This window comes from Chitinophagaceae bacterium, assembly GCA_030053935.1.
GTDB lineage: Bacteria > Bacteroidota > Bacteroidia > Cytophagales > JASGCU01 > JASGCU01.
Genome location: JASGCU010000003.1, coordinates 1 through 16,789, shown reverse-complemented (window position 1 = coordinate 16,789; position 16,789 = coordinate 1). Strand labels below are relative to the sequence as shown.

The window sequence follows — 16,789 nt, the reverse complement described above, 5'->3', positions numbered from 1 at the left end:
ATTATTGGTAAATAGAATTTGTTTTTGCTTCTTCTAACTCTTTCAAAAAGGTTTGTGTTGGACGTTTGCTCATAGACATAGATATTCTCCCCGAACGTACAAATTCTAAAACCCCATATGGTGATAAAGATTCAAATAAAGCAGAGGTTTCGTTTTTATGTCCTGTTTTTTCAATGATTATATAATCTTCTTCTATTGCTAAAATACGAGCATTATTATCTCTTACTATCTTTTCTATTTTATCGCCTCCCATAAATATTTTGAGAGGAACTTTATAAAGAGCTAATTCTTGGTAATGAATTTGGGTATCCTCGTATAAAAAAGCTCCCAAAACATCTACCAATTTTTTAATTTGTTTTACTATTTTTTCTATTCTTTCCCGAGTAGAAAATACTACTATAGTAAATCTACTTACTCCTTCTACTTCTGTTGAAGAAACATTCAAACTTTTTATATTTATTTTTCTACGTGTAAATATAATAGTAATATGATTCAGCAATCCTGCTTTATCTTCTGTTAATACAGAAAGAGTAAAATCTCTTTCTGTATCTTCTTCCATTTGTTTTGTATAAAGTGATGACATATTTGATGTATTAAAAATTATTGTATCTATTTAACATTTTACGAAAATCTACATAAATTATGATATTTATAACAAAAATGTCTTTACGGACACTCTTTTTCTTATTTATATTTTTATAATGAGACCAACCACAAGGGTTTTTAACTCTTACATTATCCTCTCTGTTTTACTATTTTTTCTTATTTCAACGCCTCAAAACAATAAGCATCTTTATAATCATTCACTACTATGCCTCCCTTTCTGCCATTGGTGGGAGGGATGATTCCTATACTCAAATATTTGCACAGAGATACAAATTTTATCTTACAGCACGCAACATATTTGCCTGTTGCACATGCTTCCTTGCCTTATTTCTAAGATGTATGTTTAGAAATATAGTGGTACCAGCAAGTGCTGCTCCTGATATTATCACAGCAGAATTATTTACAGAAGGTGTATTAAGAGTGCTGGATGCAATAATTCCTGCACCAGCTATTGCTAATGCTCCCGTTGCATATATTCTTATTTTTCTGAGTGTTTCTCTGTTCTTTATGGCGGCTCGCAGGTGCAGGTTTATTTCTTCCACATCCCACTTATAACTTTTTACATGAAAAGAGTATTCTTCTAACCAAGATAAATACCTCATAGTGTTAAATTCATTAGGAGGAGTGGTTTTTCTTTCTCCTTCTCCTCGCAGAGCCATTTGTGCATCATAAATAGACAGCCCCGATCTACGTTTTATACGGTGGGGGTAAAACTATGCTCTATACCATATCCTGTACCAGTCACTACTACTCCCGCCATAATCAAAAGCGTTTTTATAACAGTACCACCAAAATTAAGAAAATGCATCCTCGGGTGCGTTACTAAATCATGTATAAGAATTCCAGCATATATAAAAAGAGGAGTTGCAGCTGCAAAACCAATTCCCGTTCCAATGAGTAGATTATTTTTCCTCTGCTTTCTATATCTTACTGCCTGCCGCAGATAATAATTTACTTCCTCGTTCCTTCCATTATAGGTATCATAAGTAAAACCTTTGCTTGAGAGCCAGTTTACTTCCTTCGGAGGGAATTGTAAGGATGCAGATAAAATGCTTCCTCCAATGCTGTCCTTTTGGGCATATACCCAAGTGGATATGAAAAACGGTACTACCAATACTAAATATGTTCTTTTCATGTTTAATGAAACACTGATGAAACTGATTTTTAGTAATTTATATTTGTGTTTTTTGATTTTTTGTATTTGTGAATGTATATTTTATAAAAATATTGGTTTACCTCATTATTTGTATCCATCCTTTATATTTTTTTTGAGTATTTTTTGTATCTAACACATCCAATTCTACAGATGCTTCAAAAAAATAGACTCCAGATTCTAGTTCTTTTCCATTATTTCCTTTTCCATTCCATTGTATGAAAATACTATTTTCGTTGGTTCTAGAATCATAATTATAGACAGTTACGCCGTCTTTATTGAAAACAAAAAAAGTAAGATTTTTTACAAATCTGATGCAGAGCATTTTGTTAAATTCTGCTGAGTTTGTTTGGTCTATGTAATAATAGGGAGTGAATACATCGTTTTTTTTGTCATTATTTGGGGTAAAAACGTTGGGAAAATATATGAATGGGCAGTTATCTACACAGGTTTTTTCTGTGGGTTTGCTTTCATTATTGGATTTATCTACGGAGGTTATATAATAGCATCCTTTAAAAGAAGGTATATTCGTGTGAATAAATTGTTGTTCTTTGATTTTTTGGTTAATAGTGACTGTTGCAATAGGTTTGAGAGCGATGTTTATATCATCGGTAAAATATATTTTATAATAGGCAAGGTCATTTTGGCATGTGTCTGATATTTGGTTTTGCCATGTAATGGTATTAGAGATATTTTCAAATTGACATTGGTCATTCAGTTTACTTTCACAATGGTCGTTATTCAAAGCTGCGTTGAGAGTAAACTGTGTTGGAAGACATGGCGGTATGGTATCCTTTGGCTTGGAGCATATTATTTGAGAACTATTCAGAAGGGGGTCCTGTACTCTTGGGTTTTGGTAGGTGCCTAATGTTTGTATGTAATAACAGTACTCTGTATTTTCGGATAAACGAGTGCTATTATAAGTTCCGTTATCTGCATAATATAATTCGTTTGTAAATATATTTACTTCGGATATTTTTACCATGCTATCGGGATATTGGGGAATAGCATTATTTCTAAAGATATTATGAGTAGGGTATTTTTGACTTTTTATGGTCCATGGGGTTTCTGCGGACCATGTTAGTTCTAATGATCCTGCACTTGGTTTTATTTCAGCTCTTACGGAGCTTGCAATAGCAGAGCTGTCTCGGATATTTTTATATTTATCTAAGAGCATTATCTTATAAAAGTGTGTTTTATCAGCTGTATTGAGTTTTTTTTCTATGAAAAAGGTATCGGGAGTCGATTCTATTAGGGTTGAGAAGTGAGGTTCTGTTTTTTCTTTTTTGAGTATTTTATAAGTATATGGTGGTACTATATCAAGGGAATCTATTTGAAATGGTGGTTTCCATTTTATGGAAAGTTCTCCTGTTTCTGTATCTGTTTTATTAATATCTACGTTTGTTATAATGGGTGCGCTTCCTAAAATAGTAGTGCATGCTTCATCGGAAGCTATGCTTTCAAGGGAGTAGGGATATGGAACATTTGCAACTATTCTATAGCAATAAGTAGCTGCGGGCGCTAATCCTTTTTTATTGTTATCATCTGTGTATTCTGTATGGGCAGTGTGGGTTTTTGTGATAAGTTCATATCCTCCATTTTTAGGTATTCCCAGTTCACATGGTTTTGGGGAGTATGCAAAGCTATCGACTTTTCTCCATATTTGTATGCTATCTGCTTTTGGGCATACATATTTATCCCAGGTGAGTTTTATGGTTCTTTTGGGTTGTGGTGTAGCGATAAGATTTTGAGGAGGAGGTGGTACTACTTGTATTTCCCAAGTTTTAAAGTTCACTAATCGTGGGGAAGAGAATGGTGCGGGGTGTGTATCTGTGACTTTAAAGATGGCTTGGTAAGGGACGTCTCTGATATTTTCACAAGAAGTTTTCCATAGAAAGTTCATTTTTGCATTTGCAATATATTCGGGGACAATAAATTTAGGGAATATGGTAGGAGGGTTTATGAAGTCGTCTTGACTCATTGCTCCGAAGAGTTCTATTTTCATAGGGAGGTTTTCAGGGTCTTGGGTTCTGATAATTTTTTCTATTGTATTGCCTGCTATGAGACAGGTATCTGGTGGTGTTATGAGTTCGGGGCGTTTATTATCTGTTTCTTCTACTATTATTTGCATATCTCTGACTACATATCCTATTTCGTTCCAAGTTCCATAGTTTTTTCTCCATTCTGTGACTTTAAATGCGATGTTATATTCTCTTTTAGTACCATCTCTTGTTGTTGTTTTTGCATCGCCAGGTGCGTCCCATGTAAGGGTTCCTGTAGTATCATTTATATAAAAAAGAGGTTCTCCATTTTTTGCTTCATTTCCTTGTGCATAATTGATATTGGTATAAAAAGAGTTGAAATTGGGTGGTCTATACCCATTAATATCTTTTTTAGCGTTGCTTTGAGGAGTAATGAGAGAAAATGATAAGCTATCTCCATCCGGATCGTAGGCGCCGGGGTTATGAAAAAAAATAGATCCTACGTTTGCTTTATCGATTGGTTTAGAAGTAAAGACGGGGCTTCTATTAAGACCTACTGAAGAGGTAGATTGGGAGTTGATAACTATTTTTGTTTCCACATAAAATGGGGTATTTACGGAGTTTGGGATATTTAGAACGCCTTCATCTCTATTTGGTTCTGTATAACCAATGATGAAAGTTCCTCTATTACTATAAGTATGTTCAAATACTAATGTATTATATCCTACATTGTCAGCACCTGGTACGGGTTGGTTTATTATGGGGAGAGTAACAACGTCATCTATGGTAAGGATAGTTCCATCTCCTAAAGTGAGCTGTCCCATTCCAAAATCTGCTGTTGAACTTGTATTTGTATAGCCAATTACTTTTATTTCGTATTTATAATCACTGGCAGAAAGCCGTCTTACTATGATTTCTCCCGCTCTTATATGGGTAGAATGGGCGTTGAGAAAAGAGAAAAAACAAACACATACTGCTATTAGAGCTTCTAATGTTATTTTTAATGTGGTTTTCATGTTTTTTATTGGGTGAGATTGTAAAAATAGATTTTTATTATTGTGAGAGGGAAAGCACCCGATACCTTTTATGAACTTATATGCCTTATCTGGTGAAAAATACATATGTAACATAATCATATACAATAATGAGAAAATGTAAGAATCTTTTCATTATTTTTTTGCATTTCCATACAATGATATAAGCTGTTATCATTTTATATATTATAGTATTACATTTTATTTTTAATTCTTGGTTATTTTTTCGGCTTTCAATATTTTTCCTGTTTCATCGTAGAGGACTAAGATATATTCTCCTTTTACCAATGTTTTTAAGTCTATTTCATAAGTTCCGTTCCATTCATTACTTTTCATTTTGAGTTCATAATTTTTTCCTGTCATATCATATAATTTTAGGGCGGAAACATTTTGTGTTTTATTCGATTGAATGGTTATATAGTCATGAGTAGGATTGGGATATATGGTAATAGAGGTATTATTTTTTTGTGTGGGAGTAAGAATTAAAGGGGTTATTTTTACTAAAATCTGTAAAGGGTTTATTGGGTTATAAAAATTATTTCCTGTTTGGTATGCTGTTATTGTAGCTATCCCATTTTTTAATAAAATAAAGTTATTTTTATTGATAGTGAGGAGTTTGGTAGACGAGGAGTATGTTATTGGGAGAGAGGCTGAGGAGTATAGGGGCAGTGTAATGATGGGATTGCAGAGACATTGTTCTATAATTATGGGGATGGGGGCTGTTTGGTATGATTTATTGATGGTTATTGTTTGGGTTATTGGTGTAGCGGCGAGATATTCGTTATTTCCGGTTTGAGTGGCTGTTATATTTATGGTTCCTGGGGATAGTATGGTAATAGTGTTTTTATAGAGGGCTACTATTTCTAGGTTAGATGTTTGATATATTATTTCTAATCCTGATGAGGAGAATGCGTTTAGTGAGAAAGTGTTTTCGTGGAAGTATTTTGGGTTTATAGGGGAGAAGGTGATTGTTTGTGTTGTTTTTGTTGGGTCTTGTATAAATAGTTTTTCTGTGATAGGAATTGCGGGATTAAAATGTTCGTCTCCATGTTGTAGGGCAGTTATAAATACAATACCTTTTTGTTTGAAAGAAACGATATTTTCAGATATAGATGCGATAGTGGAGTCGGATGATGTGTATGATATAGGGAGTGAGGAGCTTGCATATGCTGTTAGGGTGAGTTTTTTGTTAAATAGTTTTTGTTCTGGGATGGGTTTAAAGGTGATAGTTTGATATTTTTTGTTATAGACGTGTATTATAACGTATTGAGAGGTTGGTGTGGCGGGATTATAAATTGCATCTCCGTTTTGAAAGGCAGTTATGGTGGCAATACCAGGTTGTTGGACGATAATCATATTTCCATCTACGGTAGCTATATTTGTATTTTGTGAGGTATAATATACTGATAGTCCTGAAGTAGCAAAGGCATTGAGAGGTGGGAATAGATATCCAAAAACTTGTGGTGCAATGGGGTCGAATTGAATGGATTGATTTTCTTTACTTTTGTCAAAGATGAAAAGTGTTTTAGTTATAGGGGTGGCGGGGTTATAAAAAGTATTTCCGTCTTGTTTTGCTGTTATTTGGATTACTCCTCCTTTTTTCAACATGACATTATTATGAGTGATAGTTGCTATTGTTGTGTTGGAAGAGATAAAAGTAATGGGGAGTTTAGAAGAGGAGTTGGCAGTAAGGGTAAATTGTTGGTCTTCTAAGTATTTATAGGTAAAGTTTTCAAAAGTTATGGTTTGGGGGTCTTTATAGGTGTCGAATATATTTACTATTTGGGTGACGGGAAGAGCAATATTATAAATATCATTTCCTGATTGATATGCGGTTATAGAAACTGCCCCTCCTTCTATGATATGAGCGGTGTTTCCAATGATAGAGACAAGGGAGGTATCGGATGATATGTATGTTATTTCTAATGCTGATGTTGAGGAAGCTGTGAGTATAAAAGTTTCATCGGCTATTATTTTATTTCCTATTGTAGGAAAGTGTATTGTTTGAAATTTTTTCATATAATCAAAGACGATGAAAGATTGTGTTATAGGTGTTGCGGGGAGATAGTTTTCATTTCCTGTTTGCAAAGCAAGGATATGTGCCATTCCTCCGCTCTGTGTTTTTACAAATTGGTTATCTACCATAGATACGGATGAATTGAGAGATATGTAAGAGGGGGGGAGCAAGGAGGAAGCAGTAGCATTGGGGGTAAAGAGAGGGCTGAGGGTTGTTTTATGGGGTATTATTGGGAAGGATATGTTTTGTGATTTTTTATTTATAGAAAGGACTTGGCTTGTTTGTTCATAGTCATAGATATCATCGCCTTCTTGAATTGCATATATAGTAACTGTTCCTGCTCCTTGTATAGTAGCGTTTTTTCCGAATATACTGACAAGTGTATTAGATGTGGAGAAAGAGATTTCTTTATTACTGGATGCTGTGGCGAGGAGTATAAAATTGGGGTCGCCGTATATTTTTTTGGGGATTGTTGGAAATGTTATAGTTTGTGGTTTTTTATTAATGGTTATGATTTGAAATACAAAATTTGCGGGTAAGAAGTTTTTATTTCCTTCTTGTATAAGGACAATAGTAACCGTTCCGACGGTATTTGCTATAATGGTATTATTAAAAATGATGACATCAGAATGGGAACTTTGGTAAGAAAGGGGGAGTTGACTTGTAGCGGATGCATTAGTTGGGATTTCTTGTTGGTAGACGAGAGGTTGTATTGTTGGAAAATGTATGGTTTGTTGTTTTTTATGTATTGTAAGAGATTGGGATATACTATCTGATGCTTCATAATTTTGATCTCCAATTCCAAATGCTGTTATAGTAGTTATTCCTGCTTCGTTAATAATGAGATTATTTCCGGATACAGATACTTTAGAGTTTGATGTGATGAAAGTTATGGGGAGATTTGCGGAATTAGATGCTATTAGAGAGAAGGGTGCATCTTGATATGTTTTCTCTGCTATGGGAGGGAAAGCAATGGATTGTCTTTTTTTCTGAATGGTTAAGAATGTTACCACGCTTTTGGCTGGTAAGAAGTTTATATTTCCTGTTTGTTGAGATGTGATAGCTACTATTCCGCTACCTCTTATAGTGGCAGTATTTCCGGTAAGAACAATTATTCCATTAGATGCTCTGGATGATACGGATAATGAACTGGTTGCAGATATTCCGAGAACAAATGGTGCGTCTCCGAATCGTATTGTTGGAAGTTGGGGTATACGTATGGTTTGGGATCTTTTGGTTATGGTAATAATTCTAGTTATAGAATCAGATGGTAGGTAATAAGCATCTCCCAATAGTTTTACAGTAAGAGCAACGGTTCCAACTCCTTGCATTATGAGGGTATCATCTACAACAGTAGCGAGAGTATTAGAGAATCTATATGTTATAGGACGAAGACTCTCTGTAAAAATATCTGCTTTGAATCTATCTAAATAGAATTTTGGAGGGATGGGTGCTAGTGTGATGCTTTGGTCTGCTTTAATAATTAGGAGTCTAGATATAGTATTAGAGGGTGTATAATTATTATTACCTGATTGTTGAGATGTTATGATAGTGCTTCCTACACCATTCATGGTGACTACTTTTTCGGGGGATATGGATTGGATAAGGGTAGGGTTAGAAAAAGAATAGGATATAGGGATGCTGCTACTGCTCCTAATAGGGATTGTAAAGAACGGATTAGACCCAATAAATTTTTGTACAGGAATGGAATCAAAAGTAATACTTTGTGATTTTTTATGAATGATGAGTGTTTGGACACTATCTCTTGCCGGGTAATAAGAATCATTACCTAACTGTGATGCAATAATCAAGACGGTCCCTGCCGCTTGTATTTTCAAGGTATCATGAGATATAATTACAGAAGACGCTCCCGTAAAATCAGTGTTAAAAGAAATGGGTAACCGACTATTCGATACTGCTGTTAAAAGTATATAATTATCTCCGTATGTTACTTCAGGGAGCGAAGAAAAAGAAATAGATTGAGGTGCTTTGAATATAGAAAAAGATCTGCTTACGGGAGATGCAGATGTGTAATTAATATTTCCTGTTTGGTAAGCAGTTATGGTTGCTCCCCCCGGTCTTACTAATGTTACTCTATCACCGGTTATTTGAATAGTAGTATTCGTGCTTACATAATAAATAGGAAGGTTACTATTTGTAGATGCAAGTATAATAAAACTCGTATCACTGTATATTTTATCAGGAAGAGCATTAAAGGTAATCGTCTGTGTTCCTTGCAGTACATTCACAGGTAAAAAAGAAGATGAATAAAAGGAGTTTCCTTCAAAATATCTATCACTTTCGGGAACGAAAGCATTAATCTCAGCAAATCCAACTCCTGCTATAGTAGCTGTATTGCCGCTCATACCGTTATTCATAGAAATTACTTCAGTATCAGAACTGAGAAAGATTGGGATAACTGGACCAGTAATTGTAACTTCCTTGCTTCCTTTTACAGAAGTTGCTCCACTATTAACCCCAAAAAAGATGTTGGTTGCAGAAGTTATTCTGTCATCAATTGAGCTGTCCATTCTATAAAGCGATATTGCACGTAATCTTTCTATTCCAGAAATTACTATACTATCAGAAGTATTAGCAGCTGCGAGTATGCTGTCATATTTAGAATTTACTGTACCACGCAAGCTGTCTATAGGGAATGGAAAAACTCTAGTAGTTATAGATGGTGAATATTGAACTTGTGGTGTTGTGAGAACAAACGGAGGATCACCGTAACGGTATTCTCGTGGTGATGGATTTACAAATGTTACGGTTTGATTTTCTTTCACAGGTATACTTATATCTACTTGTGTGGGAAGATAATAAGAATTTCCTGCTTGACTCGCAGTAATAATTCTGGATCCTCCTGTTCCACCACCTCCTGTAAAATTGATAGTACAACTTGTCCATGAATTACACGGAGAACCTGTTATATTTCCAATATTTAAACTCGTGGGAGATAAAGTTACGGGGAGTCCTGAACTTGCGGATACATTGATTGTTTTTGCACCCACATATCCTAAACTGGTGTTAGAAAGATTTATAAAAGAGATACTTTGTGTTGTTTTTTCTACCATTACCACTCGAGAAACAGGGCTTGGTGTGTGAAAATTTCCAAACACACTACTAAAATTAGAAGATACCGTTGCGGTTATAGTTGCTGTTCCCACTCCTATTGCTTGTATAGTATTATTAGATATTTGGAGAATATTTGTCTGGGCTGTAGTATAAGTTATAGGAAAAGTAGTATTTGAGCAAGCTGATAGATTTGTAGAGCTGTTGTTAGGAAGTGTAAATATATCATTGTATCTTTTGCGTGATATAGTATCAAAAGTGATAGAGGTATTTATTTTTGTGATATTGGTTGTTTGGGTGACGGGTATTGAGGGGTAGTAGTGTATGTTTCCTGGTTGATACGCGGTAATGGTGTGGTTATATGGCAATATATTAGGAGAAAGGGGTTGTATAGTAAGCGAAGTATCTTGAATGGTATTCATAAACATAGTATTGGTGCTACTGTACGATAGAGTGAGACCTGATGATACGGTTGCTATAACCTTAGTTCTTTTACAAGCTTCTACTTGCATTGGGAGAGAGAAGGTAATAGTTTGAAGTTTGGAGTATCGTAATACTTGAGAAAGAGAAATGGGAGTATAGCTTATATTTCCTGTTTGTGTAGCAGTGATGAGGGTAGTGCCTGTTCCTATGAGGGTAACGGTATTGTTATATATAGTAGCTACTCCAGAGTTAGAACTCATATAAGAAACGATGAGTCCCGCAGAAGTGGTAGCAGGAAGTATGTGGGTACTATCTCCATAAGTTTTAGATATGGGATTTAAAAAATCTAATGTTTGAAAAGTCCGACTCACTATAAGTTTTCGTACAATTGGTTCTGCAGCATAAAAAGAAGAATCTCCTTGTTGAAAAGCAATAATATATGTTTCTCCTTCTACTCCTCTCGTCTTGAGAGAGTCATTTGAAATAAGAGCAATATTCGTGTTCGTACTTTGGTAAGATACTGTTAATGACGAGCTGGAAGTAGCAGTAAGTAAGAGAGGTGGATTTGTTGGAATGAGAGTTCTAAGGGAATCAAAACTTATAGTTTGAGCATTTTTCCCATGAGTAATAGTAAATGCTTTTTGTGTTGCCCATGCTCCACCTTTTAATCCCGCATCAATTGCTTGCACATTCCAATAATAAACTCCCGGGGAAAGAGTTTGTAAAAATGTTGTATTTCCTTGGATGCTTCCTCTTTCTATTATATTTCTAAAGCTATTTATAGAAGAAAAATGAGAGCTGCGTATTTCACTTCCTGATGGGGAGCTTCGCAGAGATATATTATACTGTAAAGCATTTTGAGGTGTTTCTATGTCAGTAGCATTTCCCCAACTCAAAACTACTTTATTATTTGATACCACAGAGTGTTCTAATCTTAGGGGAGGATTTGCCGAACGGTTAAAATTATCTTTATTATTGAGATAGAGAATAGAATAAGAAGCATTTGTATTATCTTGTCCATTTACAAAAACATCCAGATCTCCATCAAAATCGATATCTACAAAGCTTGCGATTCCGTTCTGTACCCCTACAAAGGTATAATAACTAGATGAAAATCCGTTTTTAATTCCTCTATACAGTCGTGTAATAGGATTAGAAGGGGATATATTTCCGGTGAGAAGCATATCTAAATAACCATCATTATTATAATCTGCAAATACGCTGGACCCATTAGAAGTACTAGGAAAAGGGGTTGGTATTTTTTCTGAAAAAATACCATTATTATTTTTGAAAAGAGAAGATGCATTGTTTCCTAAAAAAATATCTAAGTCTCCATCGTTATCATAATCTCCCAAGGCAGCATTTTTGGTAGAATAAGTAGAAAGAGCAGTATCTAAAGTAGAAAATATGCCATTTCTATTCCAATACACAACAGGGGCTTTAGTTCCAACATTCCTTTGGGTTACAAATATATCTAAATCTCCATCAATATCTAAATCTGCTAATTGTATTTGGTCTGCAGATGAAAATGGAGTATTCATACTCACAAATCCTGTTCCATTATTCCGAAAAATAATATCTTCATAAAGTGGTTCTCTCCGAGAAGACAGAAATATATCTATATCGCCATCGTTATCATAATCTTCTAACGCAGTTCTTACATTATCGTAAATAGCATTAGAGAAAGAAACGGGAGTAAAACTGGTTCCATTATTGTTCGTATAAAAGAAATTTGCTGCGGTTCCGTTATTATTTCCCACTAGTAAAATATCCAAATCCCCATCTCCATCTTTATCTTTAAAATCAACAGCACCATTTGCTATTTTTGGAAAAAAGTTAGGAAATACTTCCGAAAACCCTCTTATACCATTATTTTTATAAAGCATACTAATAGGAATACCTGTGCTACCAATACCCATTATAAATATATCCATATCTCCATCATTATCATAATCTCCAAAAGCAGAAGCACCATTATGCATTCCTGCAAAAGAATAACTGGGGGAGAAGTATCCCGTATCTAATCTCACAGAAATAATATTAGAATAGTGTATACTGGTATCGGCATTTATTGGTTTTATTCGGTAATATAACGAATTATTGATGCCTGATATTTGTTTGACAGTATCTCTTATGTTCGTATAGATAGAATCAATAGTAGTAAAATTAAAAGAGGGAGATGTTTCCATTGTATAACTTCTGACACTGTCTAATCTATTCCATATGGCAACAAAAGAGTTTTTAGTAACCTTACTGGCGGGAGGAATAATCATAAACGTTCTTTCTGAACCCCATTCTGTTAAATAACTTTGCCCATCCGATTGTCTTACACTCCAATAATAAAAACCAGGCGATAGATTATTTTCTGTATAAGAAGCAGACGTATATGGAATATTATTAATTCTTCTAAAATAGGGAGAAGTAGCATTGGTTTTTTTTATATGGGAACGAAGGGTATCAAAACGAGAATATTTATCTATATAAATATCATAATTAAATGCAAGACGATTAGGAGTAGTATTATTCCATTGTAAAAGAATAGAGCCAGATCCATTTAATGCCGTAAAAGAACTATCATCTAATGCTAAAGTAAGTGTATCAAAGGGTGTTTCATTTTCTATGGACTTATTACAATATATTTTTGTGAAAGAAAGTGAGGATTCATTTTCTCCTGCAACCAATAAATCAGCATCTCCATCTCCATCGAAGTCCCCAAAATTACTACTTCCGTTTCTTAAATAGGGTAACTGAAATCCCGAATTTGCACTCCCCACTACTTCTGAAAAACCCGTTATGTTGTTTTTATACATTTTGGAAACAGAACCTGATACTGCTTGTCCTATAAAAACATCTAAGTCCCCATCACCATCGTAATCACCCCAAGAAGTAGAATGTACATTATGAGCGTATGTAAAAGCAGAAAAATTACTCCTCGTAAATCCCGTTCCATTCATGTTTTTGTAAAGATGTACAGGACTGGTAGTCCCGTTGTTTCCTGAAACCCAGAGATCTACAAAACCATCTTTATCGTAATCTATAAATGCAGAAGTTCCATTTCTTATACCCGTAAAAGTATTGCTCATTTTACGAAATCCTGTTCCTATATTTCTGTATAATTGAGATAATACAACCGTAGAATCCATCAATGACCTCCTCCCTCCCAAAAATAAATCTAAATCTCCATCATTATCAAAGTCCGCCATATTTGCGGTAGCGTTCCCTACAGCTTGGATAGAGTCAAATACTACTTTTGTAAAAGCCGTTCCTCCCATATTTCTGTAAAATGCCTGACTATAAGCACTCCTATCTGCTCTTTCTCCCGAAAGAAATATATCATAATATCCATCACTATCATAATCTCCAATAGCACCCGTTGGGGAATGGAGAGTTTCAAAAGGAGCCACAAGCAATACCGACTCTGTAAAGCCCGTTTCATTATTTTTATATAATTTTACCACAGGATTAAGAGCATTTTGAACATTACCCCCTGTTACAAAAATATCTTCATCGCCATCATTATCATAATCTATAAATGTAGTATACCCTTTATAAATCCCTATAAAAGTATTTGGGTATACTTCTATAAAATTTCCATTTCCCTGATTTTGGTAGAGCTGTGAATATTGTCCATTTCCCGAAACAATGATATCTAAATCCCCATCCCCATCATAATCTCCTACATCATTAGAAGATCTTTTTTGCCCTAAAAAAGTATTACATTCTGCAAATCCTATTTGATTCAAATTCTTGGAAGCAAAAAGAGAAACTCTGTTAGAATATAAAGAAACAAAGTTAGTAGTTGTATTTACAGCACGAACCCTGTAATAATAAAAAGTAGTGTAAGGATACCCTCTTACTCGTAGATTTGTTCCACTTACTAATGTATCAGAATATCCATGAACATATTGTGTAAATCCTGTATCTAATGCCACTTCAACACGATAGCCCGTTGCTCCTAGTGATTCATTCCACGAAGCAGTAAATTCTGTTGGTTGTAAATAAGAAGTATAGTTTGTAGTAATATTCTGTGCGGGAAAAGCAACAGGTTTTAGAAAAAAACTATCTCTCTCCGCTGCCCATGCTCCGCCTTGTAAAGAAGCATCTATCGCTTGAACACTCCATTTATAATACGATGCAATAAATGGCAGAGTAATGGTGTAGCTATTTTTGGCAATTGACCCCCTTTCAGCAATCTTACGGACTCCATTTGCAAGAGCATTCGTTACATTTAGAATCTGATTATTGTATATACTTTTTATGTATATATTATAACTCAGAGCAGAAGTAGCAGTTCTATCATCTGTAGCATCCCATGTGAGGGTGACCGTTTGTCCATTCACTACACTACGAAGATGAGTAGGAACAAGAGGGGGGCTATTTCTCATACTGTTATTTCTATAAAACTTGGAAACGAGATTATTACTTGCATTTCTACCTGAAATAAATATATCTATATCCCCATCATTATCATAATCTCCAACACTTTGAGTAGCCGAAGAAACACCTGAAAGAAAATGATACTGATCTTCTACAAAACCATTTCCTGTATTATAATATATCTGTATAACAGGTGTTTCATTTGAAACATTTACTCCCGAAAGAAATAAGTCTAAGTCCCCATCGTTATCGTAATCTCCAAATGCTCCCGTAGAACTTTTTAAACCTGTAAAATTACCAGGATATGCTTCTGAAAAAGAAAATGCACTTACGGAGTTATTTTTATATAATTTGGAAATACCATACAAACTCGTGAAATGACCGGTAATGAATACATCTATATCAGAATCCGAATCATAATCTCCAACACTTATGCTACCATTATAAACAGAAGATGCAAAACTATACGAAGGAGTAAAAGTACCATTTCTATTTTCATACACACGAAAAAAATAAGGACCACTCGACCCAACTGTTCCCGAAAGCAATAAATCAAGGTCCGAATCCTTATCATAGTCCCCCCAAACCGCCGAACCATTTTCTGTTCCTGCAATATTAGTATTAAGAACAAGACTAAACCAATTTCCCCCATTATTTTTATATATATTGGATATAGTAACACTACCACTGCTATTTACACCCGAAACAAAAAGATCCGGATACCCATCTTTGTCATAATCTCCAAAACAACTGGTAGCAGAACTTACCGCTTCAAAAAAAGATGCCACAGAAAATGCTATCCCACCTTCGTTTCTATAAAGATAAGCATATTTTTGATTTCCATTTTCACCAGATATAAAAAGGTCTACATACCCATCTTTATTGTAATCAGCCCAAGAACATGTGGAATGCTCTACTGCCACAAAGGAAAAATAAGGACCACTCATCTCCACAAAACCCGCAGCCCCCATATTCCTATAAAGTTTTGAGATAACAGTATTATAAGAAGACCTCCCCGCAAGAAATAAATCTAAATCACCATCATTATCAAAATCTCCAAAACTACTTGTAGCCTTCCCAATATTATTACTTGGATTATTACTGACCCCTACCAGAGAAAAACCACTACTCGTCATCTCTGTAAAACGAGGTGGTGGTATAACAGTAATAGTATCGGAGTTTCCCGAAATAGTATTAGTAGTGGTATTAACAGCTCGCACTCTATAAAAATAACGATACTCCACCGAATAAATATAACTTGTTTCCAAACCTAATACTTCTTTTGTAGTATCTGTCAATAAAAGATTTGCATATCCTGGTAACAAAGAAGTAAAATGAGAGTTAGTAGACACATCTAATCTATATCCCGTAGCGCCTGCAATTCGAGACCACCTTGCTACAAAACTTTGAGTTGTCACCTCAATCGGAGTATATACCACAGGTGCTAAGAGAGTAGTATTCTCTCGCATAATCACTCCTCCATACACACCTAACACGCTCCACATAAAAACCCCACAAAAAACAAACTGTACTCTTACAAAAGATTTTTTCATTACTTCAATTATTTATTTTAATTTTTTTACCTATTACCGAATCATTATATTGCATTGCAATATATAATACAAATTATAATACAAAAAAAATATAATATAACACAATAAAAAGCAATTTCCTACTTATTTCTTCATAAAAAAGTGAAATATTGGGGTTATTAATCATAGAAGCATTATAAGAAAGTATAAAAATCTTTTCACCGAATGAATAAATATGGAAAGGGAAGAGAGTAAGAGTGTCTGAAAAGTAACTTTTAGAACGTTTGTAGTTTTGTAACTCACTGGATTATCAGTAAGTTTAAAAACTAATATTTTTGCAAAAAAAAATTTGGGAGTGGATTCAATATTTACATTCAGAATAAGATAATTTTTTAGAGAGTGTTAAATAGAGATTTAAAAAAAATATGTATATCCATAACACACAAAACTTTTATTCTACATAATTATACTCATTACAAATTAAATTAAAAAAATAAATGAACTTTGCCATGCACCACTTCTCTCCGAAATTACACATTTTTTTCGAATATATGGAAGTTCATGGTTAATAAAGTTTCTAAACTGGTCTTATA

5 protein-coding genes are annotated in these 16,789 nt (G+C 34.4%); all 5 read right to left on the bottom strand.

Annotated elements, in window-relative coordinates; all coding sequences use genetic code 11:
• Position 1 precedes the first annotated feature (1 nt).
• Positions 2-583, bottom strand: a complete 582-nt coding sequence (ilvN, locus tag QM536_00530) for an acetolactate synthase small subunit (GenBank protein MDI9355499.1) — start codon at positions 581-583, stop codon at positions 2-4.
• A gap of 298 nt (positions 584-881) precedes the next feature.
• Positions 882-1,265 (bottom strand): hypothetical protein, encoded by a 384-nt coding sequence (locus QM536_00525; GenBank protein ID MDI9355498.1) that lies wholly within the window; start codon positions 1,263-1,265, stop codon positions 882-884.
• Positions 1,266-1,300: 35 nt separating this feature from the next.
• Entirely contained in the window at positions 1,301-1,741 is a 441-nt protein-coding gene (locus QM536_00520) for a hypothetical protein (GenBank protein ID MDI9355497.1), read from the bottom strand.
• 97 nt (positions 1,742-1,838) lie between these two features.
• The gene (locus tag QM536_00515; protein MDI9355496.1) at positions 1,839-4,757 is read right to left on the bottom strand and encodes a gliding motility-associated C-terminal domain-containing protein; all 2,919 of its coding nucleotides are present in this window, start codon (positions 4,755-4,757) and stop codon (positions 1,839-1,841) included.
• Between the two features lie 225 nt (positions 4,758-4,982).
• Entirely contained in the window at positions 4,983-16,217 is an 11,235-nt protein-coding gene (locus tag QM536_00510) for a T9SS type A sorting domain-containing protein (protein MDI9355495.1), read from the bottom strand.
• Between the last annotated feature and the right edge of the window lie 572 nt (positions 16,218-16,789).